The 25,095-nt window shown below is 70.7% G+C and carries 20 protein-coding genes and 1 pseudogene; 9 read left to right on the top strand and 12 right to left on the bottom strand.

The genetic code is table 11. The features are described 5' to 3' along the window. Nucleotides 1-192: 192 nt before the first annotated feature. The 4 genes and pseudogenes from ACWFQ8_RS12525 to ACWFQ8_RS12510 all read right to left on the bottom strand — a co-directional run bounded on the left by ACWFQ8_RS12525 (nt 193) and on the right by ACWFQ8_RS12510 (nt 2,568). A complete protein-coding gene (locus ACWFQ8_RS12525) occupies nt 193-681 on the bottom strand; it encodes a DUF6325 family protein (RefSeq protein WP_453786165.1) in 489 nt (162 codons plus the stop codon). Between the two features lie 105 nt (nt 682-786). Then, nucleotides 787-1,470, bottom strand: a complete 684-nt coding sequence (locus ACWFQ8_RS12520) for a GAP family protein (RefSeq protein WP_453786217.1) — start codon at nt 1,468-1,470, stop codon at nt 787-789. A gap of 316 nt (nt 1,471-1,786) precedes the next feature. Continuing rightward, nucleotides 1,787-2,092: pseudogene (locus ACWFQ8_RS12515) on the bottom strand (glycoside hydrolase family 15 protein); the annotation flags it as partial. Nucleotides 2,093-2,148: 56 nt separating this feature from the next. Beyond that, entirely contained in the window at nt 2,149-2,568 is a 420-nt protein-coding gene (locus tag ACWFQ8_RS12510) for an SHOCT domain-containing protein (RefSeq protein ID WP_453786164.1), read from the bottom strand. A gap of 231 nt (nt 2,569-2,799) precedes the next feature. Between ACWFQ8_RS12510 and ACWFQ8_RS12505 the strand changes: the two genes are divergently transcribed. Beyond that, a complete protein-coding gene (locus tag ACWFQ8_RS12505) occupies nt 2,800-4,842 on the top strand; it encodes a pectinesterase family protein (RefSeq protein WP_453786163.1) in 2,043 nt (680 codons plus the stop codon). Here the strand turns inward: ACWFQ8_RS12505 and ACWFQ8_RS12500 are convergent. The 5 genes from ACWFQ8_RS12500 to ACWFQ8_RS12480 form a co-directional block, all read right to left on the bottom strand. Further along, nucleotides 4,839-5,549 (bottom strand): hypothetical protein, encoded by a 711-nt coding sequence (locus ACWFQ8_RS12500; protein ID WP_453786162.1) that lies wholly within the window; start codon nt 5,547-5,549, stop codon nt 4,839-4,841. The two genes, ACWFQ8_RS12505 and ACWFQ8_RS12500, sit on opposite strands and share 4 nt — an antisense overlap. After that, complete coding sequence (locus ACWFQ8_RS12495; protein WP_453786161.1) at nt 5,549-6,073, bottom strand: SigE family RNA polymerase sigma factor; 525 nt, start codon at nt 6,071-6,073, stop codon at nt 5,549-5,551. Before ACWFQ8_RS12495 ends, ACWFQ8_RS12500 begins: the two co-directional genes overlap by 1 nt. Before the next feature lie 203 nt (nt 6,074-6,276). Beyond that, nucleotides 6,277-7,617, bottom strand: coding sequence for a pectate lyase family protein (locus tag ACWFQ8_RS12490; protein WP_453786160.1), 1,341 nt, complete (start codon nt 7,615-7,617; stop codon nt 6,277-6,279). 304 nt (nt 7,618-7,921) lie between these two features. Next, a complete protein-coding gene (locus ACWFQ8_RS12485; protein ID WP_453786159.1) occupies nt 7,922-9,694 on the bottom strand; it encodes a glycoside hydrolase family 6 protein in 1,773 nt (590 codons plus the stop codon). A gap of 15 nt (nt 9,695-9,709) precedes the next feature. Continuing rightward, the gene (locus tag ACWFQ8_RS12480; protein WP_453786158.1) at nt 9,710-11,233 is read right to left on the bottom strand and encodes a cellulase family glycosylhydrolase; all 1,524 of its coding nucleotides are present in this window, start codon (nt 11,231-11,233) and stop codon (nt 9,710-9,712) included. A gap of 437 nt (nt 11,234-11,670) precedes the next feature. Here ACWFQ8_RS12480 and ACWFQ8_RS12475 point away from each other — a divergent pair, with 437 nt between their 5' ends. From ACWFQ8_RS12475 to ACWFQ8_RS12455, 5 genes are all read left to right on the top strand, one after another. Then, on the top strand, nt 11,671-11,901 hold the full coding sequence (locus tag ACWFQ8_RS12475; protein WP_453786157.1) for a three-helix bundle dimerization domain-containing protein: 231 nt from the start codon (nt 11,671-11,673) through the stop codon (nt 11,899-11,901). Nucleotides 11,902-12,065: 164 nt separating this feature from the next. Next, nucleotides 12,066-12,392, top strand: coding sequence for a carboxymuconolactone decarboxylase family protein (locus ACWFQ8_RS12470; RefSeq protein ID WP_453786156.1), 327 nt, complete (start codon nt 12,066-12,068; stop codon nt 12,390-12,392). A gap of 100 nt (nt 12,393-12,492) precedes the next feature. Beyond that, nucleotides 12,493-13,452, top strand: coding sequence for a polyphosphate kinase 2 family protein (locus ACWFQ8_RS12465; RefSeq protein ID WP_453786155.1), 960 nt, complete (start codon nt 12,493-12,495; stop codon nt 13,450-13,452). A gap of 89 nt (nt 13,453-13,541) precedes the next feature. Next, on the top strand, nt 13,542-14,291 hold the full coding sequence (locus ACWFQ8_RS12460) for a cation transporting ATPase C-terminal domain-containing protein (RefSeq protein ID WP_453786154.1): 750 nt from the start codon (nt 13,542-13,544) through the stop codon (nt 14,289-14,291). A gap of 41 nt (nt 14,292-14,332) precedes the next feature. Then, nucleotides 14,333-16,027 carry a SulP family inorganic anion transporter gene (locus ACWFQ8_RS12455; RefSeq protein WP_453786216.1) on the top strand — a complete coding sequence of 565 codons (1,695 nt, stop codon included), beginning with the start codon at nt 14,333-14,335 and terminating at the stop codon, nt 16,025-16,027. On the opposite strand, the gene ACWFQ8_RS12450 is transcribed toward ACWFQ8_RS12455, so the two are convergent. Further along, nucleotides 16,028-17,368, bottom strand: a complete 1,341-nt coding sequence (locus ACWFQ8_RS12450) for a diacylglycerol/lipid kinase family protein (RefSeq protein ID WP_453786153.1) — start codon at nt 17,366-17,368, stop codon at nt 16,028-16,030. Nucleotides 17,369-17,583: 215 nt separating this feature from the next. Between ACWFQ8_RS12450 and ACWFQ8_RS12445 the strand changes: the two genes are divergently transcribed. Next, nucleotides 17,584-19,398: an alpha/beta hydrolase gene (locus tag ACWFQ8_RS12445; protein WP_453786152.1), complete on the top strand. Its 1,815-nt coding sequence runs from the start codon at nt 17,584-17,586 to the stop codon at nt 19,396-19,398. Nucleotides 19,399-19,432: 34 nt separating this feature from the next. Here ACWFQ8_RS12445 and ACWFQ8_RS12440 read toward each other — a convergent pair whose 3' ends face one another. After that, nucleotides 19,433-20,215 (bottom strand): CPBP family intramembrane glutamic endopeptidase, encoded by a 783-nt coding sequence (locus ACWFQ8_RS12440; protein ID WP_453786151.1) that lies wholly within the window; start codon nt 20,213-20,215, stop codon nt 19,433-19,435. Between the two features lie 351 nt (nt 20,216-20,566). On the opposite strand from ACWFQ8_RS12440, the gene ACWFQ8_RS12435 reads away from it, so the two are divergent. Continuing rightward, nucleotides 20,567-22,684 (top strand): ATP-binding SpoIIE family protein phosphatase, encoded by a 2,118-nt coding sequence (locus ACWFQ8_RS12435; protein WP_453786150.1) that lies wholly within the window; start codon nt 20,567-20,569, stop codon nt 22,682-22,684. Between the two features lie 191 nt (nt 22,685-22,875). Here the strand turns inward: ACWFQ8_RS12435 and ACWFQ8_RS12430 are convergent, their stop codons facing one another. Continuing rightward, nucleotides 22,876-23,736, bottom strand: a complete 861-nt coding sequence (locus tag ACWFQ8_RS12430; RefSeq protein WP_453786149.1) for a helix-turn-helix domain-containing protein — start codon at nt 23,734-23,736, stop codon at nt 22,876-22,878. 365 nt (nt 23,737-24,101) lie between these two features. Between ACWFQ8_RS12430 and ACWFQ8_RS12425 the strand changes: the two genes are divergently transcribed. Further along, nucleotides 24,102-25,095, top strand: a 994-nt coding sequence (locus ACWFQ8_RS12425) for an ice-binding family protein (protein WP_453786148.1), incomplete at its 3' end; no start/stop codon positions are given.

The following is a 25,095-nucleotide window of genomic DNA, read 5'->3' as shown; positions in this document are numbered from 1 at the left end:
ATCCGTCGGCTGTTAACAATTGCACGTCGCGCGCCCCCGCCGCGAACATCGGGTGCCGGTCCACCCTGGGAGCGCGCCCTAAAACCCGGTTCCCCCCCGAGCGGAGAGAGCTCCTCCGCTCGTGGGCGACGGTGTGGGGCGGCTGTGACCTCGGCGGACGAGGGCGGACGAGGTGACGGGGGGCGAACCGGCCTACTGGGGCGGCCGGCCGTGGTCGGAAGGTGTTTCGGCCGCTTCTTCCGCAGCCTCTTCCGCGTCGAGCGAAGCCAGAATGGCCTGCACGGGGATGCGGCCGCTCGCGACCATCTGCGCCCCGGCGCGGCGCAGGGCCCGGGCGAAGGGGGCGGCCCACCGGTTCTCGTAGACGAGGATCGCGGCCGCGTTGCCGGGCTGGAGGGCGTTGCCCGCTTCGTCGAGGTCGTCCTGGCCGAGCAGTTCGGACGAAGCGCCTTCGAACACGGACAGGCCGAAGGAGCTCGCTTCGTCGTCGAGACCGGTCAGCTCCAGGGCGGTGACGGTGCCGTCGACGTCCTTCTGTACGAAGCGGAGGTCGAGGATGTGGATGATGCCCTGGTCCACCAGATCGATCAGCAGCGGGAATGCCTCGCCCGTCATACGGCTCCCGGGGAACTCGACGACCAAGTAGTCGACGGGGCCCATGTCTTCGATGTCCTCGCTCATGAGCGCTCCTTCGTGTGGAGGGCCGGACACAGCCCTGTTCTCATTGCAGCATTCGGCGTGGGCCCCCGCACCTGCACGCACCGGTGACGGCGTACCGCGCCGGGGTCAGCCGGTGAGCTGGTAGAGGCTCCTGCCGACGAGCCACAGTCCCAGGAGTAGGCAAGTGATGACGATCGCCGGGTCCTTGTGGCGTTCCAGCCATCCGCGCAGGGCCAGCAGGGCGCGTTGGGCTCTGTCGGGCGAGAACACCATGTACAGCTCCATGGCCAGCAGGGTGGAGGTGGCCAGGACGCAGAAGGCCATGAGGGCCAGGAAGGACTCGATGTGCGAGAGGTCGGCCTGGACCACGGTGGCGGCCGCGGCGCCGACCATCCCCCAGGGCTGGAGGAGCACGGCGAGGGCCGCCGCGGACCATCCGGTGGCGTCGTCCATCCGGGAGGTCATGGACGAGCCGGACGACGTGGTCCGCTCCGGTCCGCAGGACTCGGGGGCCGTGGCCCTGCGGCGAGCGCGGCGGCGCCGGTGCTCGCTGTACACGACCAGGCCGACACCGAACACCAGCGTGGCCACGAGGGCCGCGATCGACGGGGGTGAGCGGGGCGGGGGCGGCTGCCCGCCGGTGAGCAGGAGGACGATGGCCATCACGACGACGAGACACGCCAGCCAGGCAAGGATGAACGCCAGGCCCTTCCTGACCCCTCGGGGCGCGGACACCACCAGCACGAAGGCCATGACGGGCAGCGGGAACAGCGTGACGGCCAAGCCGATGAGGAGCAGGTCAAGCACCATGGCAGCGCACACCGCCCCCGCGCCGTGCCGCTCGGACAGCGGGCACTGGGCGGCGCCCGCGGCCTGGTCGAGTTCGCTGTCGAGAGCAAGGGCGGTGATGAGGGCGAGGTGGGTGAAGGCCTGGGGGAAGTTGCCGAGTTGTTCGCCGGTGCGGCCGATCCCTTCGGCGTAGAGCTCCTCGCTCCAGCCGAGGGTCATGACCTGGTCGAGGATGGCGTCCCGTGCGGCGGTCCAGCCGGCCAGGTCGGCCGGGCGGGCGGTGGCGGTGGCGGTGGCCTGGCGGATGCCGCGGTCGAGGGCGGCCCAGCACATGAGGCAGGTCGAAGCGTGCCGTCCCGCGCACACCGCGCATGACCCGCACCACTTGATGCCGGTCGGTGGCGGTGTGCGGATCGCGGACGGGCATGAAGTCGACCACCTCGCCGACACCTTCGGGGGTGAGGAAACGCGTGACGAGGACGAAGTAGCCGCCGCGACCGTGGTCGCGCAGGCCGGCCAAGATGCCGGGCGAGTCGAAGCGGGGCGAGCAGAACCAGATGAGTACGCCCTCGGACGAGACGAGGGCACAGGTCTGCAGGTCCCCGATCGGACCGTGCTCGGCGACCGGCGGGTAGGGGCGCATCGGTCCTCCACGAAGGACGGCGACTGCCGGGGGCAGCGCGGGGGTGCAGTCCGCTCTCAGGAGGTGAGGACCTTGGCCTTGGCCTGCTCGTACTCGGTTGCCGTGAGCTCGCCGCGGTTCTTGAGCTCGGCGAGCTGCGACAGCGCTTCGGCTTGGTTGGTGGTGCCGGCGCTCTCGCGTACGTAGGAGCGGAAGATCTCCTCCTGCCGTTGAGCCCGCCGCAGCTCGCGTTCGCCCATCCCGCGTCCCCGGACGATCAGATAGACGAATACGCCCAGGTAGGGCAGCACGATGACGAAGAAGGTCCAGAATGCCTTGCCCCAGCCGTTCATCTCGTCGTCCCGGAAGATGTCGCCGATGACGCGGAACAGCAGCATGAACCAGAGCACCCAGAGGAAGCAGAGCATCATGGTCCAGAACATGTTGAGCAGGGGGAAGTCGTAGTCCTCTGCCAGGTTGAGCATCGGGTTCTGCATGGCCCGTCTCCTGTTGGTCTGCGCCCCTACGGCTGTGCGGTCGAGCCCCGGGCAACGACGTGTGGATGTCATCCGGACACCTCATTCTCAGCTCCCTTCGCGTGGAGCGCCACGCGGGAAGGACCGGGCGGCGAGGCCGTTCGTTGCGGATTTCTCGATGAGCGCGGCAACCGATTCGGCCCCGGCGGCAACCCCATACCGATCCTCCCTCTCCACGGAACGGAACCGCCCATGAGTTCGACCCACCGCACCGCCCGTCATCGCAGACCCCGACGGGTCCTGGCCATCGGGGTGCCGCTGGCGCTGGCCGCTTCCGGCGTCATCGCCTCCGGGTCCGTGTTCGGGCTGGGCGAGAGAGCCTCGGCGGCGCAGCCTTCGGCTTGGGCACTTGCTGCCGCCGACGGGTTCGCCTCGGTCGACGCGCTCGGACAGAACGGTACGTACGGAGGCCGGGGCGGCCGCACCGTCACCGTCAGGACGCTCGCCGATCTGGAGAAGTACGCCACCGCTCCGGAGCCGTACGTGATCGTCGTCGCCGGCACGATCGACGTGGCCCCCGTCGGCAAGGAGATCAAGGTCGCCTCGGACAAGACGATCATCGGCTCCGGCACTCAGGGGCACATCGTCGGGGGCGGCTTCTTCCTCGGCCAGGGGGTTCACAACGTGATCATCCGGAACCTGACGATCAGGGACTCGTACCAGGGCGTGTGGAACGACAAGGAGCACGACTTCGACGCCATCCAGATGGACGGCGCCCACCATGTGTGGATCGACCACAACGATCTGCGGCACACCGCGGACGGACTGATCGACGTCCGCAAGGACAGCACCTACGTGACGGTGTCCTGGAACAGGTTGAGCAACGCCAACAAGGCCTTCGGCATCGGGTGGACCGAGAACCTCGTCACCGACATCACGATCCACCACAACTGGCTCCGCGAGACCGAGCAGCGCAACCCGTCCACGGACAACGCCGCGCACGCACACCTCTACAACAACTTCATGGAGGACACCCCGGGCACGTCCATCACCTCCTCCTACGGCAACTACGCGCGCGGCAGGACGCGGATGCTGCTGGAGAACTCCTACTTCCAGGGCATGGGCAACCCCGTGATCAGGGACGCCACTGCCACTCTCGTCCAGCGCGGCAACGTCTTCTCCGGCACGAGCGGGCGCAACGAGAGCGGCGGCGGTACGGCCTTCGACCCGAAGGCGTACTACGCGTACACCCCGGACGCAGCCGCCGAGGTCCCGGCACTGGTGAAGTCCGGAGCCGGCCCGAGGAGTTCCCTGGGCACGGGAGCCTCCACCACCCCTGCCGCCGCCCGGACCCTCACCGTCGCCCAGGACGGCACCGGCCAGTACCGGACGGTCCAGGCGGCGGTGGACGCCGTACCCGCCGGCAACCGCTCCCGCGTGGTCGTCTCGGTCGGGCCGGGTACGTACCGTGAGACGGTGAACGTTCCGGCGGACAAGCCGCACGTCACCATCCAGGGTTCGGGCGCGAGCCGCAAGGACACGGTGATCGTGTACGGCAACGCGGCCGGCATGCGGAAGCCGGACGGTTCGGGTACGTACGGCACTCCGGGCAGCGCCACGGTGGCCCTTCGGTCGGACGAATCCCGGCTCCGCAACCTCACGGTCTCCAACGACTTCGACGAGGCCGCGCACCAGTCACTGGAGGGCCACCAGGCGGTCGCCCTGCTCACGACCGCCGACAAGATCGTGCTCGACAGCGTCATCGTCACAGGCGACCAGGACACCCTGGAGCTGGAGACCGCGGCGAAGGACACGCCCGGCCGCGTCTACGTCACCAACTCCTACATCGTCGGCAACGTCGACTTCGTCTTCGGCCGTGCCACCGCGGTGATCGACCAGTCGGTCATCACCCTCAAGAAGCGGTGGAACGGCACCTCGGCCGGATACATCACCGCCCCGAGCACCCCGGCGGGCCGCAAGGGCATCCTGATCAACCGCTCCACGGTCAACGGCGACGTGGCCGCGTCCTCCTTCGATCTCGGCCGGAACTGGCACCCCGGCGGCGACAAGACCGTCGACCCTCAGGCCACCGTCCGCAACTCCACCCTCAGCGATGCGATCAAGCCGACTCCCTGGAGCGACATGGGCGGCTTCTCCTGGAAGGACGACCGCTTCGCCGAGTACATGAACGTCGGTCCGGGTGCCGGCCCGAAGAGCACCGACCGGCCGCACCTGACCGACCTCCGGGCCGCGTCCCAGGAGGTCTCGGACTGGCTGGGTGACTGGACCCCCTAGCGGAATCTTCCGGTGACGGTGTGCCGCTGTCCCGTCGTCGTGGTGGCCGTCGCGGCGTAGGTGTCGCCGGTGATGGTTCGCGAGCCCGGGGCGTGGTTGTACTGGACGGCGAAGACGTGCTGTCCCGGGGGCACGGTTCGGCCCGGCCTGAGGGTCCACCGGTAGGCGAGGGTGCCGCCCTCGTCGGTGGTGGTCAGCGTGAAGTCGCCCTCGGGCAGGGTCCGCCAGGCGCCGGTGGACGCCACGCCGCCCGTCTGGGCGACCTGGACCTCCAGTGTGAGCGCGTCCAAGGGCGCACCCGTGTGGAGGGTGATGTTGCTCTGGGACCAGTAGGCGTTGCTGTGGGGGTCCACGGCGCCGTCGGAGCGGAGCGGGCCGTCCTGGGTGCGCGGTGGTTCGGGCGGGGTGGACGGGGTGGGGTCCCCGTCCGCCGCGGACGGGGGCGCCGGTACCGCGGGGTTCGCGGCGGCGTCCCGGCCGGGGTTGTCCGTGGGGACGACCGCGGCGATCGTGTACCCGCCCGCCACGAGCGCCGCCGTCGAGGCGAGGGTGACGAGGGTGACGCGGGGCCAGGACAGGGGCCGGGCCGCACGTCCGTCGGCACGCGGGGTGCGGGACATGCCGTGCCGGACCCGTTCCAGCATCCCGTCCCTGTCGGGTGCGTGAGCCGCCGCCGCATCCCGGAGCCGGCGCTTCAGGTCCTCCATCAGTTCCTCGTTCCGGTCAGTTCTTCGGCGGCCTGTACACCGAGGAGGCGCTGCAGTTCGGCCATGGCCTTGGAGGTCTGGCTCTTCACCGTACCGACGGATGTCCCGAGGGCGAGGGCGGTGTCCTTCTCCGACAGGTCCAGTGCGTGGCGCAGCACGACGCACGCGCGTTTGCGGAACGGCAGTCGCGCCAGCGCGCGGCGCACGTCCATGACCGCGTCCACGTCGGGGTGCTGCGCGCGGCTCGGGAGGGCCGCCCAGAAGAGGTGGACGCGGCGCCGTTCGCGGGTGAGGGCGCGGATGCGGGCGCGGGCCATGTTGGTGACCACGCCGCGGGCGTAGGCCACCGGGTGGTCGGCCCGCTGGACGCGGTCCCAGCGGTGCCAGAGCGCCACGAAGGCGTCGGCGGCCAGGTCGTCGGCGGTCTCCGCCTCACCGGTGAGCAGGTGGGCGAGGCGGGCCAGTTCGGCGTGGTGGCGCTCGAAGAAGTCGTGGAACTCCGCGGACGCGTCATCGAGGGCCATACCGGAGTCTCCGTGTGCTGGGTCCGTGCTCCTGCCCGAGTCGGTGCCGTTGTTCGTACCCGACGGTCGGGACGGGGGCGGTGAGCATACCAACCGTTCGGTCAGCTCCTTCCTCGCCGGGCGGGAGGGTCGTTGCGTCTTCGGCGGGTCGCCGCGGTGCCCGGGCGGGGCGGGCGCGCCCGCCGGGGCACCGGGGCGGTGGATCACTTCAGGACGCCCGCGCCCGCACTGCGGGCGAGTGACGCGGGCAGGCCCGCGGCGGAGGACTCCAGGCCCCTGGAGAGGGCGGGCTTCCACGAGACCTCGGGCTTGATCTTCTTCTTGTTCGCCGCGTTGTGGGCGGCGACGAGGTCGGTGACCGCGCCGTTGACCATGTTCCCGCTGCCCGCGAGGGCACCCGTGCCGTCACCCGACAGGAGGTGCGACGTCTTGCGGTCGGAGGAGAGCGTCCAGTGGTTGTTCTGCGCCACGATCTGGACGCCGGCACGCGCGTTCACGCTGTAGCTGTGGGTGTAGCCGTTGCGCGGGGTGGTGTCGAAGTGGTTGTTGTAGAGGTGGACCTGCCCGACCCGGGCCAGCGGGGCGCGCTGCACGATGCCCTGGAAGACGTTGTGGTGCAGCGTGACCCGGAGTTTGGAGTCCTTGTCGCTGCTGCCGATGAGCATGGTCTTGTCGTGGTCGGCGAACCGGTTGTACGAGACCGTGACCAGGTCGGAGGCGTTGGTGATGTCGAGGGCTCCGTCGTGGACCTGGTACTCGCGGCCGAAGTGGCGCGGGTTCGAGGCGTCGAAGTGGGGGCTGTCGGTGAACGAGTTGTGGTCGGCCCACACATGGGTCGCCCCCCGCAGGGTGACGGAGTCGTACGCGGAGTTCCAGTTGCCCTCGGAGCCATCCGTGGGGTCCCACTGGGGGAAGCAGTCGCGGGTGTCGGCGAAGGTCAGGTTGCGGATGATGACGTTGTCCGCCTTCTGCACCAGAAGGCTGCCTCCGGTGATGCCCGCGTCGGTGCCGGGCACGCCGATAAGGGTGGTGTTCGACGGCACCGTGATGCCCACCCGCTCGGCCTGCTTGGCCTGCGCCGCCGCCCGCGCGGACTCCTGCGCGCCGGACGGCAGCTTGGACCGTCCCCACACCGCGGGATCGTAGGCCTTGAGGTAGGCGGCGAGCGTGTATCCCGTGCCCTTCGCGTAGTCGGCGCAGGTCAACGGGCGGCCCTGGTCGTCGGTGTTGGCGTCGATCCGGCCCTTCACCCGGATGATCCTCGGGGCGCCGGACGGGCCCGCGCGGAGCGCCTTGACCAGTTCGGCCCGCGTGGTGACGGTGATGTCGTGCTTGGCGTCCGCGGCCTGTCCGCCGGTGGTGCCGGAGCCGCTCGACGCCCAACCGTCCTGGGCGGCCAGGGTGGCGTGTGCGAGATCGACGGCGCCGGCGTCCGCGCGCGTGGCGAACGGCAGGACGCCGAGACCCGCCGCGGTGACGAGTCCCGTGGTGACCAGGGCGAGACGGCGACGGGCGGAGGAGCGGCGGTGGGGAGAAGTCGGCATCGGTTGGCGTTCCTTGTACGGGAGGTGGAGGTAGTACTGCTCTGTCGCCCCTCAGTTGCCGCCGCACCCGGCGGAGTTGCCGCGGACGGGCAGGAATTAGTGCGACGCGCGTCACACGGCCCCGCCCGGACCTCTCCCGCGCGCGCCCGTGGAACGCCTGAACGCGTCGGCGCGCGGGCGCCCGCACCTGGACGCGTGGGCGCCGGGCCGCCGGGACCCGGCAGTGCGTCGGCCCGGGCCCGTCGCCCTCGCCGTACGGGACCCGGGGGTTCCGTACGGCTCGCGCGTGCTCAGGGGCGCTGCGTCACAGCGCCGGGTGGGCGTTCTTCATGAGCTCCTGGAACTGGGCCGAGAACCACTGGCCGGACAGGGGTGCGTTCGGCAGGGAACCGGACATGCTGTTGCCGTTACGGGCGTTGCCGGTGTAGGTCGGGTCGCACATCCGGTCGAAGCCCTTGCCCTCGTCGTTCGGGATCTCCCTGCTCGCCCCGTCCGACTCGCCCGGCGGCTTGATCCACACGTACGCGTCGATGCCGGCGGCGGGAGCCGCCTGCGGCCTCTCGCCGAGGCCCGCCCCCGCCTGGTTGCACCAGTTGCCGAGGTGGATCCGCCGGTCGTAGCGGCCGCCGTTGACGTAGGTGTCGACGCTGGTCAGGGCGCCGGGTCCGGTGGGCCGGGCCGTGCCGCCCCAGCCGTTGCGGGAGGTGTCGATCAGCATGCCGAGGCCCGGGTCGAACCCGAGGGAGACCAGCTTGGACCGCATGGCCTGGGCGTACGACAACTCGTCCGTGTACCGGTTCCAGTCGACCCATTTCGACTGGCGCACGGAGGTGCCGTTGACGGAGTCCTCGATCCTGAAGTGGTCCTCCTTGAGGGCGCTGTAGTTGGCGGTGTTCGCGATGAAGCCGTGCACCTTGGAGAGCGTGGAGCCTTCGGCGGTGGCCGCCTGCTTGAAGATCTCCGCGGAGGCGCCGAAGTTGTCGTCCCAGCCGAGCCAGCCGTGGTGGCCCGCGTCCACGTAGTTGTAGACGTTGGCGATCGAGCCCAGCTTGTTCAGTGCGTAGCCGACTCCCTTGACGTAGTTGCCGTTGCTCTTCATCACATCGCAGTTGGGGGTGGCCGTCGGGCGCCCGGAGACGTTGGTGACCAGGTTCGGCAGTGAGTCGATCTCGACCGTGGTGACGATCCGCAGCCCCGCGTACTTGGGGTCGGCGAGGATCGCGGCGATGGGGTCGATGTACTGCGTCTTGTACTTGTCGATCTCGGTGGGTCCCAGCTCGCCGTTGGAGGCGAGTGCGGCGCAGTCCCGCCCCGGCAGGTTGTAGATCACCAGTTGCACCACGAGTTCGCCGCTGCCCTTCTGTGCCAGGGCCGCGTCCAGGTGGGCGCGCAGGCCCATCCCGCCGTTCACGCCCCGGATGGCGGCGGTGCGGTCCAGCCAGACGCCGGTGGGCTGGTTCGACACTCTGGTGCCACCGGGCTCGGCGGCGGCCTTGGCCGACCACTCGGGGTTCACGTACACCTTGGCGCCGGCGTACGGGTTGTCGGCCTTGCTGCCGGAGGGCGGCGGGGTCGTCGGGGGCGTCGTCGGCGCAGTGGTGGGCGGCTCCGTCGGCACGGTGGTGCCGTTGCAGGTGACACCGTTCAGCTTGAAGGTCGCCGGGATCGCGTTCGTCCCGCTGTACGAGCCGTTGAAGCCGAAGGACGTCGAAGCGCCCGTGGCTAAGGACCCGTTGTAGGAGACGTTCTTGGCGGTCACGGCCGCACCGGACTGGGTCAGGGCGGCGTTCCAACCCTGGACGACCTTCTGGTCGCCGCCGTAGGACCACTCAAGGGTCCAGGTGGCGACCGGATCGCCGGTGTTGGTGACGGTCACGTTGGCACCGAACCCGGAGTTCCACTGGCTGGTGACCCGGTAGTCGACCGTGCAGCCCGCGGCAGCGGCGCCGGCCGAGGTACCGAACACGGTGGCGGTGGCGCCCGCGGCGGTGACGAGACTCATGGCCGCCAGGAGCGCGGTGCGGGTGGTCGTACGTGTGGTCGTGCGGCTGGTCGTGCGGGGAATCGTGCGGCTCATTTCGTGGGGTGCCTTTCAGTTCAGGGCGCGCAGGTGGTCGCGCAGCCCGGTGCCGAATGCGGTGGGTGTGCCGTCGTACGAGGTGATCAGGGCCGGCCCGGAGTGGCAGTTCCAGGTGTTCCAGGTCCAGCCGAGATACGAGAGGGCGCGGTCGTCGAACCACTTCATGACGCGGTCGATGAACGCGTGTCCGCAGGTGTTCTCACCGATCTCGCCCGCCACCAGGGGGACCCGGGCGGCGACCGGGGCGAGGGTGGACTGCCAACATGATTCGTTGGAACAGGTGTTGAAGTTGTAGACGTGCCAGGCAGCGGCCAGATTGCCCGTCGGGTCGACCGGGGAGTGCGTCAGCCACTGGCTCAGGTCGTTGGAGTACGCGATGCCGGGCACGAGGACGAGGTTGCGGGCCCCGGTCGCACGGACCGCGTCCACCAAGTCCTGCATGCCGGCGACCTCGTATCCGATCCCCGGGCAGGTGCCGCCGTCGCGCCAGCAGGACCAGGCCTGGCCGGCGGTGGGGGTCGCCCGGTCGGGGTACGGCTCGTTGAACAGGTCGAAGACGACCCGGCGGTCGTTCTTGAAGGTGTTCGCCACCGAGGTCCAGAACGCCGGGCTGTACTGGGCGTCGGGCATCGGCTTCTGGCAGGAGGCGTGGACGTCCGGACACCCGGACGAGTTTCCGGTGTACTGGCCGTAGCTCCAGTGCAGTTCGACGACCGGGGTCATGCCGTGGGCGAGGACCCGGTGGACCAGGCCCTTGACGGCGTCGACGTAATGGCCGCCCCGGTACTCGGGTTTGATGTTGTCGAGCCCGAGCCAGCACTCCTCGTTGAGGGGGATGCGGACGGTGTTGGCCTCCCAGTCGGCGATGGCGCGCACCGAGGCGTCGTCGACGGGACCGTCGAAGATGCCGTGGCCCTGGACGCACATGAACTCGCCCCCGGACCGGTTGACGCCCAGGAGGCGACGGGTGGCGCCGTTCTGGTCGGTGAGGCGGTTGCCGGTGACGCTCAGCTCGGGCGCCCCGGAGACCGGGCCGGGGGGACCGGTCGGGCCGGGGGATGTCGGCGTGGGTGTCGGGGTCGGGGTCGGGGTCGGGGTCGGGTGGGTGGGGCCCGGCGCTGCACTGCAGGCCGTGCCGTTGAGCGTGAACGCGGTGGGCGCCCTGTTGGAGACCGACCAGGAGGCGATGAAGCCGACGGTGGCACCGGCACCCGTGCCGATCGTCCCGTTCCAGCTCTCGTTCACGGCTGTGGCACTCGGTCCGGACCGGGTCCACTTGGCACCCCAACCCTGACTGATCTCCTGACCGTCGGAGAAGTCGAAGCCGAGGCGCCAACCGTGCAACGTCGGACCGTTGTTGATGAGGGTGACGGACCCTTGGAAGCCGCCGGCCCAGGAGCCGACGACGGAGTACTGAACGGTGCACAGGGGTGCGGCCGCTGCTCCTGGGGCCGTACCCGCTACGGCGAGAGCGGTGCTCGCCAGAGTGAGCACCGCTCCGCCGAGCAACGCGGACAGACGCGGGGGGTGTCGCATGAGCGACTCCTTGCAGCGAGGGCGCGCTCTGACGGCGCGCCGACTGACGGAATCGCTCCCACTGGTTGGGGCCAGACCGTAGCGCCAACCGAGCGCCCACGAAAGAGGAGTTGCCAAAATCCTTCCGGGCGCGCCTTCGTTTCTTCGCGCGTCTTGACGTCGTTGCGCCGCGTCCGCACAGTGGGAGCGCTCCCACTGGTTCACAGCTTGTGCTCACGCTCTTCGTACGCCCCGCACTTCCCCAGTCGCGAGGAGAACGATTCCGCATGCGCCACGCCGCCGCCTCCCGACCGAGGCCCCGTGACGGCCCCGTCACGGCCCCGGCCTCCGCCCCGCGATCGGAAGCCGCTGCCGACCGCGGAAGATCGACTTCCGGGCTGAGCGGCGCTCCGTGAAACTGGGGAACGGCGATACCCGGAGCAAAGCTGAGGTGCGCGATGGCTGAAGCAGCGGATGCCCTTACCGTCCGCCACGTCGTTGAGCGGCTGATGAGGGCGCACCCTCGACTGGACGCGGAGCTGGTGCACAGCTCGGTCCAGACGGCGTTCGAGGAGCTCAGGTACGCACGGGTGCGTACCTATCTCCCCATCCTGATGGAGCGCAGAGCCAAGGACCTTCTGCTCTCCGACGAGCACGCGGATCTCTGCCAGCGGTCCCTGGAGGGGTAGGCGACGTCGTCGCCCGGCGACCGAGGGTGATCCCGCGCACCCCGCGCGCGGGATCAGGAGGGGTTCTAAAGTTGAGGAAAGGCACGCGGGTGGCTTTCGGGCCTCCGCTGCTCTCACGTCGCTCCCCGTACTGGGAGGCGACACGACCCAGGAGGACATGCGACATGTCCACTGCATCCGACACCCCCGTTCTGGACACCCTCGTCGCCATGACGGGCGACTCGCTCGAGCGGTGCGGGCTGGCCCCGGACATGCTCCTGCTCACGCGCATCGCGGCCCTCGCCGCCTCGGACGCTCCGCCGATCTCCTACCTCGCCCACCTCGACCCCGCCCTCCAGGCCGGGCTGACCGCCGAGCAGTTGCAGGACGTGCTGGTCGCCATCGCCCCCATCGTGGGCACCGCTCGCGTCATGACGGCAGCGGGCAACATCACCGCCGCCCTCGGGGTGGCCATCGCCGTCGCCGAGGCCGAGATCGACACCCGGGGCTGACCCGGGCACTCCGATGACACCGCACCGCCCGGTCTGCCCAGGCCGGGCGGTCGCCGGACCACGCCGTGTTCACCCCGGACCACAGAAGGACTGATAGGTGATGGCGGACGAGAGAGCCGAACGCATCGCGGATTTCATCGGGCCCCTGCGGGTGGAGCCGGGGTCCGAGGTACGCCTGGACCGGGACTTCGATCCTCGCTACAGAGCCCGTCTGAAGAAGCGGGACGGGATCGAGCTGCTGCGGACCGGGGTGTCCTTGCTGGCCGAGTACCAGGAGCGGCTGGCCGCCCAGAACACGTACGGCGTACTGCTCTGCCTGCAGGCACTCGACGCGGGAGGCAAGGACGGGACGATCCGCCACGTCATGAGCGGCGTCAATCCCCAGGGCGTACGGGTGAGCAGCTTCAAGGTGCCTTCCGCCGAGGAACTCGACCACGACTACCTGTGGCGCTACGCCCAACGGCTGCCGTCGCGCGGCGAGATCGCCATCTTCAACCGCTCGCACTACGAGGAGGTCCTCGTCGTGCGGGTCCATCCCGAACTCCTCGTCCGGCAGAAGCTTCCGGAGAGCGCATCCGGGCCGGACCTGTGGGAGCGGCGCTACCGGCAGATCAACCACTGGGAGCGCTACCTGACGGACAACGGGTTCAAAGTGGTGAAGATCTTCCTGAACCTGTCCAAGGAGGAGCAGCGCGCCCGCTTCCTGAAACGGATCGACCTGCCCGAGAAGAACTGGAAGTTCTCCGCCGCCGACGTCCGGGAGCGGCGCCGGTGGGACGACTACCAGCAGGCGTTCTCCGAGATGCTGTCGGCGACGAGTACGAAGTGGGCTCCGTGGTACGTCGTGCCGGCGGACCGGAAGTGGTTCGCCCGGATCTCCGCCGCGGCGATCCTCGCGCACACCCTGATGGACATCGATCCCCAGTACCCGGACGTGGGCGAAGAGAGGCGCAAGGACCTGCTCGTCACCAGACGGGCGCTGGAGAAGGAGGCGCCCGCCGGAGCCCAGGCCGACCCGTACACCTCCGGGCGGCCGAAGAAGAACGGGAAGCGCGGCTAGTGCTGTGGCCGGAAAGGTCTGCCGGGTTGCGGCGTCCGGTGCGGTGCATCGCACGGCGGAGGGCCGCGGCTCGTACTGCACGTACGTGCGTGGTCCCACAACCTGGGGGTCCCCCGGTCACCCGCGGAAGCGGCGTACTCGTCGTCACCGCGACCGGCGTCGGCACCGAGGTCGGCAAGATCTCCGGGATGCTGTCGGCCACCGAGAAGGAAGTACCGCCCCTCACCAGGGAGCTCGACCGACTGACGCTGTGGATCACCGCCGCCGCGGGCCTGACCATGATCGCGATGTTCGCCCCGGGCCGGCAGCGGGACCAGGCATGGGACGCCTTGTTCGTCGGCGCGGTCTCGCCGGCCATCGCCGCCATCCCCGAGACCCTGCCGACGGTGACGCAGGCGATCCTGTCCGTCGGCAGCGCGGAAGGCGCGGTCCCGGCGGTGGTCGGACTCGGCGGCCTGGCGATCACGATCCTCCTGCTCGGACTCATCACGCTCGGTCAGGACCACTTCGACAGCGTCGCCACCGGGCAGTCGGTCGCGTTCACCGCCTTCGCGCTGTGTCTGATCGTGGCCGCGTTCGAGTGCCGCAGTGAGACGGAGTCGGTGCTGACCACGTCCACCTTCGACAGCAAGCAGATGAACTGGGTCGCACTGGCCCAGCTCGTGCTGGCCGTGCTGGCGACCCAGGTGGACGGCTTCCGCCGCCTCCTGGGGACGGCGGAGATCGACGCCCGGCAGTTCGGTTGGGCGGTGCTTGCCGCCCTCGCGCTCCTGCTCGTGTGGGAGCTGGGCAAGCTCCTGGCCCGGCGGTCAAGAGGAACCGTCGGCGGGCCCCGGTGACCCGACGCAAGGGCCGCGGACTCCTCTCCCGCGCGCGGGCCGTGCCCGGGTTCCGCGCGGTGGCGTCCTACCGACGGGAATGGCTGCTCAAGGACCTGGTTGCGGGAGTCGTGCTGACCACGCTGCTGGTGCCGCAGGGCATGGCGTACGCGGAGTTGGCGGGCCTTCCGCCCATCACCGGCCTGTACACGACGGTTCTCTGCCTGCTCGGATACGCGGTGTGCGGGCCTTCCCGGATCCTGGTGCTGGGCCCGGATTCCTCCCTGGGGCCGATGATCGCCGCCACGGTACTGCCCCTGGTGGCCGCCGGCGGGGACCCGGACCGGGCCGTCGCGCTGGCGTCGGTGCTCGCGCTCATGGTGGCGGCCGTCATGCTCCTGGCATCGGTGGCGAAGCTCGGCTTCATCGCCGATCTGATCTCCAAACCGACGATGATCGGCTACATGAACGGCCTGGCGCTGACCATTCTGATCGGTCAGCTCCCCAAGCTGCTGGGCTTCCGGGTCGAGGCGGACAACCTGATCGGCGAGTGCGTCGGTTTCGTACGGGGCCTTGCCGACGGGGAGGCGGTGCCGGCCGCCGCGGCGGTCGGCTGCGGCGGCATCGCCTTGATCCTGGTCCTGCAGCGCCTCCTGCCGAAGGTTCCCGCGGTGCTCGCGATGGTGGTCCTGGCGATCGCCGCGGCCACGGTCTTCGACCTGGGGCAGCACGGCGTCGGACTGGTCGGAGAGCTGCCCGAGGGCTTGCCGCCGTTCACGATCCCCGAGGTGCGGCTCGACGACCTGCCGCTGCTGGTCGGCGGGGCGCTGGGCATCGCCCTGGTGTCCCTGGCCGACACGATCTCCAACGCGTCGGCCTTCGCGGCCCGTACGGGGCAGGAGGTCCGCGGCAACCAGGAGATGGCGGGGGTCGGTGCGGCCAATCTGGCGGCCGGTCTCTTCCAGGGCTTCCCCGTCAGTACGAGCGGGTCCCGTACGGCGGTGGCGGAGCGTGCGGGGGCCCGGAGCCAGCTCACCGGGGTCGTCGGCGCGGCGCTCATCGTCCTCATGCTCGTACTGGCTCCGGGCCTGTTCCGCGATCTCCCCCAGCCGGCCCTCGCCGCCGTGGTCATCACGGCGTCGCTGTCCCTGGCCGACGTCCCGGGGACCGTACGGCTGTGGCGGCAGAGCCGTACGGAGTTCCTGCTGTGCTGCGCCGCGTTCGTCGGTGTGGCCCTGCTCGGTGTGCTGCCGGGGATCGCCATCGCCGTGGCCCTGTCCGTCCTCAACGTCTTCCGGCGCGCCTGGTGGCCGTACCACACCGTGCTGGGGCGGGTGCCGGGCCTGGAGGGCTACCACGACATCCGCTCCTACCCGCAGGGCGCGCGGCTGCCGGGCCTGGTGATCTACCGGTTCGACGCCCCGCTCTTCTTCGCCAACGCCAAGACCTTCCGTGACGAGATCAGGCGGCTGGCCGAAGCGGAAACGCGGCCCAGGTGGATCGTGGTCGCGGCGGAGCCGGTGACCGACGTGGACACCACCGCCGCCGACGTCCTGGAGGACCTCGACGAGACGCTCAACGCGGACGGCGTGCACCTCGTGTTCGCCGAGCTGAAGGACCCCGTGCGGCGCAAGATCGAGCGGTACGAGCTCACTCGCACCATCGACCCCGATCACTTCTTCCCCACGGTGGAGGCCGCCGTCGCCGCCTACCGCCGCCGGTACACGGGAGCCGAATGGACCGACGGCGGCGGCTGATCAAGCGGCACCGCGACCCGCCGCGACCCGCCCCATCGTCAGCGCCAGCCGCCGTACGCGGCGCCAGTCCATCGGCGGTGCGACGCGCGGAACGCCGGGCCGGTCCCGGGGGACGCGCACCCGCAGGGCTCCGGGCTCCAGCCGGCAGCGCACCGGAGTGCGCAACGTCAAGGCCTCGCCGTCGACTCCGACCGGGATGACGTCGGCGTCGGCGTCGACGACGACCTCTCGGGCGGTGGCCACGGTGAGCCCGCGGCCCTGCCCGCCCCGCAGCAGGAGCTCCGTCGCCTCGGCGGCGTTGCCGACGCCGACGCCCAGCACCCCCAGCTCGCCGGAGTCCAGGCGCAGCCTGCGCCCCAGACCCGCCGAGTCGCCCCTCTCGTAGGGGTTGTTGCTCACCAGTACGGCCTGCGGGCCCTGTATGTCCAGCGCACCGGCACGCACGCTCAGCCGTGCACCGCTGGCGTGAGTCAGAAGGTCCGGCAGCATTTCCAGCATGGTGCGGGCCTTGTCGTCGCGGTAGGCGGGACTCTGCACGACTTCCGCGTACACGCCGAAGGAGGCGTTGTTGATGAAGACGCGCCCCGCGCCACGGTCCGCGGGCTCTCCCGCGTGGAGGTAGCCGAGGTCGATGCGCAGTTCGACGCCGTCGGTCAGCGCATCCAGGCACGTGGAGGGATCCTGCCGGTCCAGGCCCAGATCCATGGCGAAGTGGTTGCGGGTGCCGGCGCTGATCACCACGAACGGGATGTCATGCTCCGCGGCCACGCCGGCGACCAGGGCCTGCGTACCGTCGCCACCCGCGACGCCGAGCAGATCGGCGCCGCCCCGGACGGCCCGCCGCGCCAGCTCGGCCACGTCCTGACGCCGGGCCGGATCGAGCACGACGACCTCGGCACCCATGGCCCTGGCCCGCTCCGCCAGGCGGAACTTGGCGACCTTTCCGCCGCCGGAGAGCGGATTCATGATCAGGAACGGGTTCCCGGCCCGGCTCACGGTCCGCTCGGGCATGCTCGGCGAGGTGTCGTCCGCGAGCGCCGACCTGCCCGCGTAGACGGCCAGCGCCCACAGGCCGAGCGAGACCAGCACGACCCACAGCAGCCCGGCGACCGCGTACAGGATCAGGACACCGAGCGGTGCGGCGACCACCAGCAGCACGGCCAGCATCCTGATCCAGCCGGTGTGGGTGAGCATCCACCAGACACCGGCCGCCGTGAGCACCAGACCTGCCCAGCCCACCCCCATCAGCACGAGGCTTCCGAGCCCGGCGAAGACCACCAGGACCAGGAGCGCGGCCGTGCCCGCCGCGAGGGCCACACGCGCGGTCCAACGCCTGCTCATGGGACAACCTCCCACCGCTTCACCGACGGACAACCCGGAGGCACCCCAGCGTAGGGGCGGTCACCCCGCACGGCATGTTCCGGCGCCCCGCGGCATGTTCCGGCTCCGCCCGACCGGGATGCCCGACCCGGGATGCCCGACCCGCCGTGCGGCGTCACAATGGGACCCAGCCGCCGCTCCCCCGTTCGTGGCGGATCAGCGGATCGGAGGCGGTCATGGCGGAAGTGGTTCCTCCGTCGGACGGGCCGACATCGCGCGAGGACGACAGCCGGGTGGACCGGCTCCATGGCAGGGGTGCGGCCGGGGCGGGGGCCGTGGAGGACGCTTCGCGGGAGCCGGGTTCAGGGCCCGTCGAGTCTCCCGCACCGTCCCGCACCGAGCAGTCCCCCCGCTCCGGGAAGCGGCGCCGGCTGCCCCGCGTCACGTTGCCCGGCTGCTGGGGCGGGCTCGTCCTGGCGTGCCTGTCCTTCACTCCGTCGCTGCTTCCCCGCGGAGGCATCCTCCAGGGGCTGATCTGCGGCATCACCGCGGCCATCGGGTACGGGCTCGGCGTGCTCGCGGCCTACGTGTGGCGTGCCTTCGCCGACCGGGACGCGCGGATCCCCTCGCGCCGGTCATGGCTGGTCCTGCTCGGCTGCGCGATCGTGCTGTTCGGCCTCTCGTTCGGGCTCGGACAGTACTGGCAGCACGAGATCCGCGCACTCATGGGAGTCACCGACCACAACGTCCTCACCGCCGTGGCCAGCCCGTTCGTTGCCGTTCTGGTCTTCTGGCTCCTGCTGCTGGCCGGACGGGGGCTCAGGCGCCTGTACCGCTGGGCCGCCCGCCTGCTCGGGCGCTGGATCGGTCCGCGAGCGGCGCGGGCCGTCGGCTGGTTGCTGGTGGTGGGTCTGGCCTGGTCCGCGTTCAGCGGTCTGCTGCTGAGCGGCTTCGTGAACGCGGCCAACGAGGCGTTCTCGGTCCGCGACACGCAGACCCCGGACGGCGTGCACCGGCCGACGTCCTCCCTGCGCTCGGGCGGGCCCGGTTCTCTGGTGCCGTGGGACTCGCTGGGCCGGCAGGGCAGGGCGTTCACCGGCAGCGGCCCGTCGGCCCGGGACATCGGCGCGTTCACCCACCGCACGGCGCTGGAGCCCGTCCGGGCCTACGCCGGGCTGTCGACCTCCGCCGATGCGGAGGGCCGGGCGGAGCGAGCCGTCGCGGACCTCGAACGGGCGGGCGGTTTCGAACGCGAGTACCTGCTCGTGATGACCACCACGGGAAGCGGCTGGGTCGATCCCGCCGCCGTGGACTCGTTCGAGTACCTCGGCAACGGGGACTCGGCCACCGTGACGATGCAGTACTCGTACCTGCCGTCGTGGCTGTCCTATCTCGTCGACCAGTCCAAGGCGCGCGCGGCCGGCCGCGAACTCTTCGACGCCGTCTACGACGTCTGGTCCAAGCTGCCCCAGGACCGGCGTCCCCAGCTGTTCGTGGCCGGTGAGAGCCTGGGATCGTTCGGCGGCGAGACGGCTTTCAGCGGGGAGTACGACCTGCGCAACCGCACCGCCGGCACCCTGTTCGCCGGTCCGCCCAACTTCAACACCCTGTTCCGCGACTTCAGCGATCACCGCGACCCGGGGAGCCCCGAGATCGAGCCCGTCTACAAGGACGGGCGGACCGTGCGGTTCACCGACGACCCCACCACCGGGATGGCTCCGGCGGAGCGGCCGTGGGACGGTACGCGGGTGCTCTACCTCATGCACCCGTCCGACCCCATCGTCTGGTGGAGCCCCGCCCTGGCCCTGTCCGCACCCGACTGGATCGGGCAGGCGCCGGGCAAGGACGTGCTGGGCGCGATGGTCTGGATGCCCTTCGTGACCTTCTGGCAGGTCACCGCCGATCTGCCGTTCTCCACGGGCGTCCCGGACGGTCACGGCCACACGTACAAAGCCGCGTACGTGGACGGCTGGAACGCCGTGATGCGGCCGACCGGGTTCACGGCGCAGGACCTCGACCGCCTGAGGGACATCATCCGGCCGGACGGCTGAGCCCGGCCGCCGCCCGTGCTTTCGTGGTCGCCGGTCAGCGCAGCAGGAATCCGGCCACGTAGCCGAACGCGTTGACCGCCCAGTGCAGGGCCATGGGAGCCAGCAGGCTGCCGCTGCGGCGGCGCAGTTCGCAGAACAGGACGCCCGCCGCCGCGGTGAACACCACGGCCGCCAGGACTGCCAGGGCGCCGCCGAGCGCGGAGTCGCCGAAGACGGTGGTCAGGGCGGGTTTCGCGGCCGCCAGGTGCAAGGACGGCAGCACGTGCCACAGGCCGAACAGCAGGCTGGAGACGGTGGTTGCCCAGAGGGGCCCGCGGCTGCGGAGCACCAGCCCGTAGAGCACGCCGCGGAAGGCGACTTCCTCCACCAGCACAGTGCCGACGGGTACCAGCACGAGCACGCGCAGCACCAGCTCGCCCCCATCCATCCCGTCGTACCGCCGGTCCTCGAACAGCGTTCGGGTGGCCGGCAGCAGGGCCCCGAGGAGGTAGACGACGCCGACCAGGCCGATCAGGACCAGCGCCCACCGGGCGCCGCGGGCCAGTGTGCCGGGAGCCAGGCCCGCGTCCGCCCGGGTACCGCCGGCCCAGCGGAGCACGCCGAGCAGCAGGACCGTGACCACGACGGCCGTCATCAGGCCGATCGGGCCGCTCCAACGGTGCATGACCAGGTTGGCGGCGACGAGAACGGCCACCGTGAGTCCCACCGCCGGCCAGGTGCCGATCCGTCCGGGACCTCGGCCTGTCGTGGTGCCGGCCGCGGTGCGACGCTCTCGTTCCCCGCGCCGTTCGCGGTCGTCGGGGTCGCGGCAGGGCATGAGGCTCCGTCCTCCGGTTTCGCCGACGGTTCGTCCCGCCCTCCCCTCGGCTCCACGCTACCGGGCACCTCCACGCGGCGCTCGACCGTGAAACGCCCGTCTCGGACGGGCCCGGCCGGCCCGGCGGCACGCCGTCCACGTCCGGCGGCGCCGGCACGGTACTCGGCGCGATCACCCGCGGTCTCGTGCTGGGCGTACTGAACGACGGGATGTCGCTCGTCGGCACAGGCACCGCCGACCAGCAGGTCATCAAGGGCCGCGGGCGCGACGTCCCGGGCGCCGCGCACACGCCCCGTGCGGGGTGTTCAATGAGACCAGGGGGCCGCCGATGCCTGCCGGAGTGAGAAACCAGTGAGCGACCACGGCCCGGGAGATCCCACCGCAGCAGCGGACTTCCCTACGGCTGTACTCGTACTGGACGCCGCCGGCAGGATTCTGACCGGTACACGTCCCGCGGTGGCCCTGCTGGGCGCTCCTGAGGTCGACCTCCCGCCGGCCGAACGGCTCGATGTGGAAGTGCTCTTCGAGGATGTCGACCTGTGGTCCCGGCTCGTCGCGGGAGCCGTCGGAGGTGCTCGGCGCAGCGCGCGGGCGCGACTGCGGCAGCCGGACGGCGGGCGATTGGTGGCCGATGTCGACCTCATCACCCTGATCGAGGGCTCCTCGGCGCGGTTCCTGCTGCGCCTGCGGCCCGCGGACCCGACCGACTCCGTACCGGTCGCCGTCGCCGGCGATGTCCGCAGGGCGCCGCCGGCGCCTCCCGCGGACCGGCGCTCCGCCGAACGGCAGGCGCTGGTCAACGCGGCCGCCGCGGGGATCGGCAGCTCCCTGGACATGGTGCGCGACGCCGAGGAGCTGACGGACGTGCTCGTCCCCGCCTTCGCCGACCTCGCGGCCGTCGACCTCACCGAACCCGTACTCCTCGGCGAGGAGCCGGGAGAGTCGGTTGCCGGAGCGCCGATGCGCCGCGTCGCCGTGCGGGCCGGCGACGGGCGGTGGCCGCCCGAGAGCCACGGCGCGGGCGACACCATCCGTCTCGGAAGCATCGAGAATGCCCACCTGCGCGGGGGCTCGGCGGTCTTCCTCCCCGACCTGGCCGAGCTGCGCGCGGTACTCGCCGGCGAGGAGGAGCGCGTACGGCTGATGCTTCCGCCTGGAGCCGCCTCCTTCATGCTGGTCCCCTTGAAGGCGCGCGGAGCGGTGCTCGGGGCCCTGGTGCTGTGGCGCACCGCGGAGCGCCGTCCCTTCGACCAGGAGGATGCGGTCCTCGCGGAGGAGATCGGCTCCCGGGCCTCGCTCAGCATGGACAACGCCCGCCGGTACATCCGTGAGCGCCGTACCTCGCGAGCCCTGCGGCGCAGTCTCCTGCCCAGGCCGGTCATGGATGTCACCGGCGCGGAGACCTACGGTGTCCACGTGGCCGGCGCCGCGACCGAGGCCGTCGGCAGCTACTGGTTCGACGTCATTCAACTCCCTTCCACGCGCCTGGCGTTCGTCATGGGAACGGTGGAAGGACGCGGCCTCGATGCCACCGCGGCCATGGGGCGGCTGCGGTCGGCGGTGCAGACCCTGGCCGATCTCGACCTCAGTCCGGACGAGCTACTGGCCCACCTAGACGACCTCGTCGTGCGCTTCATCGAGGACGACGACCGCCAGGAACCGGGGACGGGCGCGCCCAGCGCGCTGACCGGTGCCACGTGTCTCTACGCCACGTACGATCCGGTGTCCCGTACCTGCGTGCTTGCGGGCGCCGGCCACGCTCCGCCCGTGCTGGCCGCTCGCGCGGGCGCCGGGAGCGGCACGGTCACCTACCGTCCGGGTCCGGTCCTGGGTACGGGCGGGCAGCCCTTCGAATCGGTCGAACTGCGCCTGGGACCCGGCGATGTGCTCGTCTTCTGCGGTGGCGCACTCGCCGGGGACACCGACCGCTCCGACCGGCAACGGGAGCTGATCGGGGCGGGTGCCCGGGAGGGCGCCGACCGCGGGCTGCCGGTCGTCCGGATCGGGCACGGCCTCCAGGGCGCCCTGGCCGGGGAGGCGACGCACGACGACCTCGCACTGCTCGTGGTGCGGGTCAGGGAGGTGGCCGCGGATGCCACCGCCGCGTGGGAGCTGGCCGCCGACCCCTCCCTCGTGGGACGGGCCCGCACGCTCGTTGCGGAGCAGCTGACCGCGTGGGGACTGGAGGACCTCGTCTTCACCACGGAGCTGGTCGTCAGCGAGCTGGTCACGAACTCCATCCGGTACGCGGGCGGCCCGGTCGGCCTACGCCTGATCAAGGACCGGGTGCTGATCTGCGAGGTCTCCGACCCGAGCCAGACCCAGCCGCATCTGCGCCGGGCACAGCTCACCGACGAGGGCGGGCGGGGTCTGTTCCTCGTCGCGCAGCTCACGCACCGCTGGGGCAGCCGGTACACGGCTGCAGGCAAGACCATCTGGACGGAACAGCCCCTGGACGGCGGATTGTGAGGCTCGGCGCCCACCCCCGTGTACGAGGCGGGGGTGGCCGCCGTCTCGCCGGCCCTGGCGGTTTCGGAACGCAGGGGACGGCCTCGCCGCGTGCCGTCCAGGCGCAGGCGTAGATGGAATGGGTGGGCACCACCCCTGCGACCTGCGGCACGTGGCGGTAGACGCGGTTGCCGTATGGGTGCCGGTCCGGATCAGGTACCGACGTAGGATTTGATGGTTTCGGTGATGAACTGCCTCGTGCTGTCCGGGCTCAGCGCCTGAGCCTGCAAGTGCGAATACGTGTCGCCGTAGAGCCGTACGTCGGATCGCTTCTCCACATAGAGGTCGCTGGTGAATTTCTCCAGATACACCACGCTCATATCCATCGTGTCGGCGAATTCGAGCAGTGAGAACTGTCCGGAAGCACCGGGGTGGGCACCCACCTCGTGCGGGAGAACCTGAACGGTGATGTGCGGCTGGGCACCGAGGCAGGTCAGATGCTCAAGTTGTTCGCGCATGACCTCCCGGCCGCCCACGACGCGCCGGAGAACCGATTCGTCCAGCACGGCCCACAGGCGCAGCGGCTTCTCCGGCGCACTCAGCCGGCGCTGTCGCCGCAGCCGTACCTTGAGGCGTTCGGCCGCCTGGTCGGCGGTGAGGTGAGGGATCGTTCCTGCGATGACCGCCCCCGCATAGGAGGGGGTTTGCAGCAGGCCCGGGATCACCAGGGGCTCATAGGTGCGGAGCGAGGCGGCCTCGGCCTCAAGGCCGATGTAGGTGCCGTAAGGGATGTCGCCGTAGGCGTTCCACCAGCCCTGCCGACCCGATTCCCGGGCAAGTCCCATCAGGTCGTCGACGAGCTGATGCTCCTGGACCCCGTACAGCGCGCAGAGATCACGCACGTCGCGCGGCTTGATGAGGCGGCGGCCGTTCTCCAGGAGGCTGATCTTGGGCTGGGAGATCAGCGATCGCTGCGCCACCTGCTGCGTCGTCATACCGCTGGCGTGCCGGAGCCGGCGTAGCTCCGATCCCAACCGGCGCCTGCTGACGGTGGGATTGATGTCGGCACCCACGGCGTGTTCCTCCACTCGGAGATCATTTGCTCCGGCCAGCAGATTGTCATGATCCAGGGGGAGTTGGATCCACTTTCGCGCCGTGTCGCGCCTGTTGCGGGCCGGTTCGCCGCCGTCGCCACCTGCACGTCGTCGAGGCGCAGAATACCGGGCCGCAACCGTATGGATTTCTCCCACAAGGCCTATTGAACCATTCAATTCTTTGTATGATTTTCCACTGGGCGCAAATTTTGTATCGCGCGGGAATCGCGGAGGGAATCCCCGGACCGGTGCGGCTTTCTGCGTATGCCAGCGACAGAGAGACGGTCCCTGTGCGACCGGACCGTCGATTACGCCACCATCCACTCACGGGAGTTGGCCCCTCGATGACGCTGGAAACCACCGGCACGGCGCTACGGCGCACCACGCCGGTCTGGATCGCGACCGCACTCGCCATGGTGATCGCCTCTGCCGTGGTAGCGGTGACGCCGACGCAGGCGAATGCGATCGCGACACCTGTACCTCTCGGCACGGCCGCCAGCTTCGCCGTGCTGGCCGGCTCGGAGATCACCAACACCGGCCCCTCGGTGATCACCGGCGACCTCGGAGTGAGTCCGGGTACGGTCATCAGCGGATTTCAGCCCGGCATCGTATTCGGTGCTCAGCACTCCGGGCCGACCGACCAGGTGGGCCTCCAGGCCAAGAGCGACCTCGTCGTGGCGTACAACAACGCCGCCGGACAGGCCTCGGACGCAGCGCTGCCCCCGGACGCCGGAGGCCTGACGCTGGTCCCGAACGTGCACACCGCTTCCTCCACTCTCGGGCTCACCGGCACCCTCACCCTGGACGCGCAGGGCGACCCCGCCGCCGTCTGGGTGTTCCAGGTCGGTTCGGGTCTGACGACGGCGACCTCCAGCAACGTGTCCCTCATCAACGGCGCCTCGCCCTGCAACGTGTTCTGGCAGATCGGAAGTTCGGCCACCCTCGGCACCGAGACCAACTTCGCCCACGGGCGGTACCGGTACGGGTGGCACCGCCACCGGCGGGACGGCGACCGGCGGTACGACCACGGGAGGCGTGCTCGGCGGCGTGCTCGGCGGCGCGACGACGGGCGGCGGCCTCCTGGGCGGCGTACTGGGCGGAGCGACGGGCGGCCTCGTGGCCGGTACCACCACGAGCGGCACCACCGGGGGCACCGCAGGCCCCATCACGGGCGGAACACTCGGTGGCGTGACAGGGGGCGGCATCCCCAAGCCTCCCGGCAAGCCCGGTCACGGCGAGCACGGCGAGCACGGCCAACACGGCGGGCGAGACGAGCACCACGGACCCGGCGGGCACGACGGACCCCACGGGCACGACGGGCCGAACGGGCCGGCGTAG

The organism is Streptomyces sp. NPDC055254, assembly GCF_053606025.1.
This window is presented reverse-complemented; position numbering and strand designations above follow the sequence as displayed.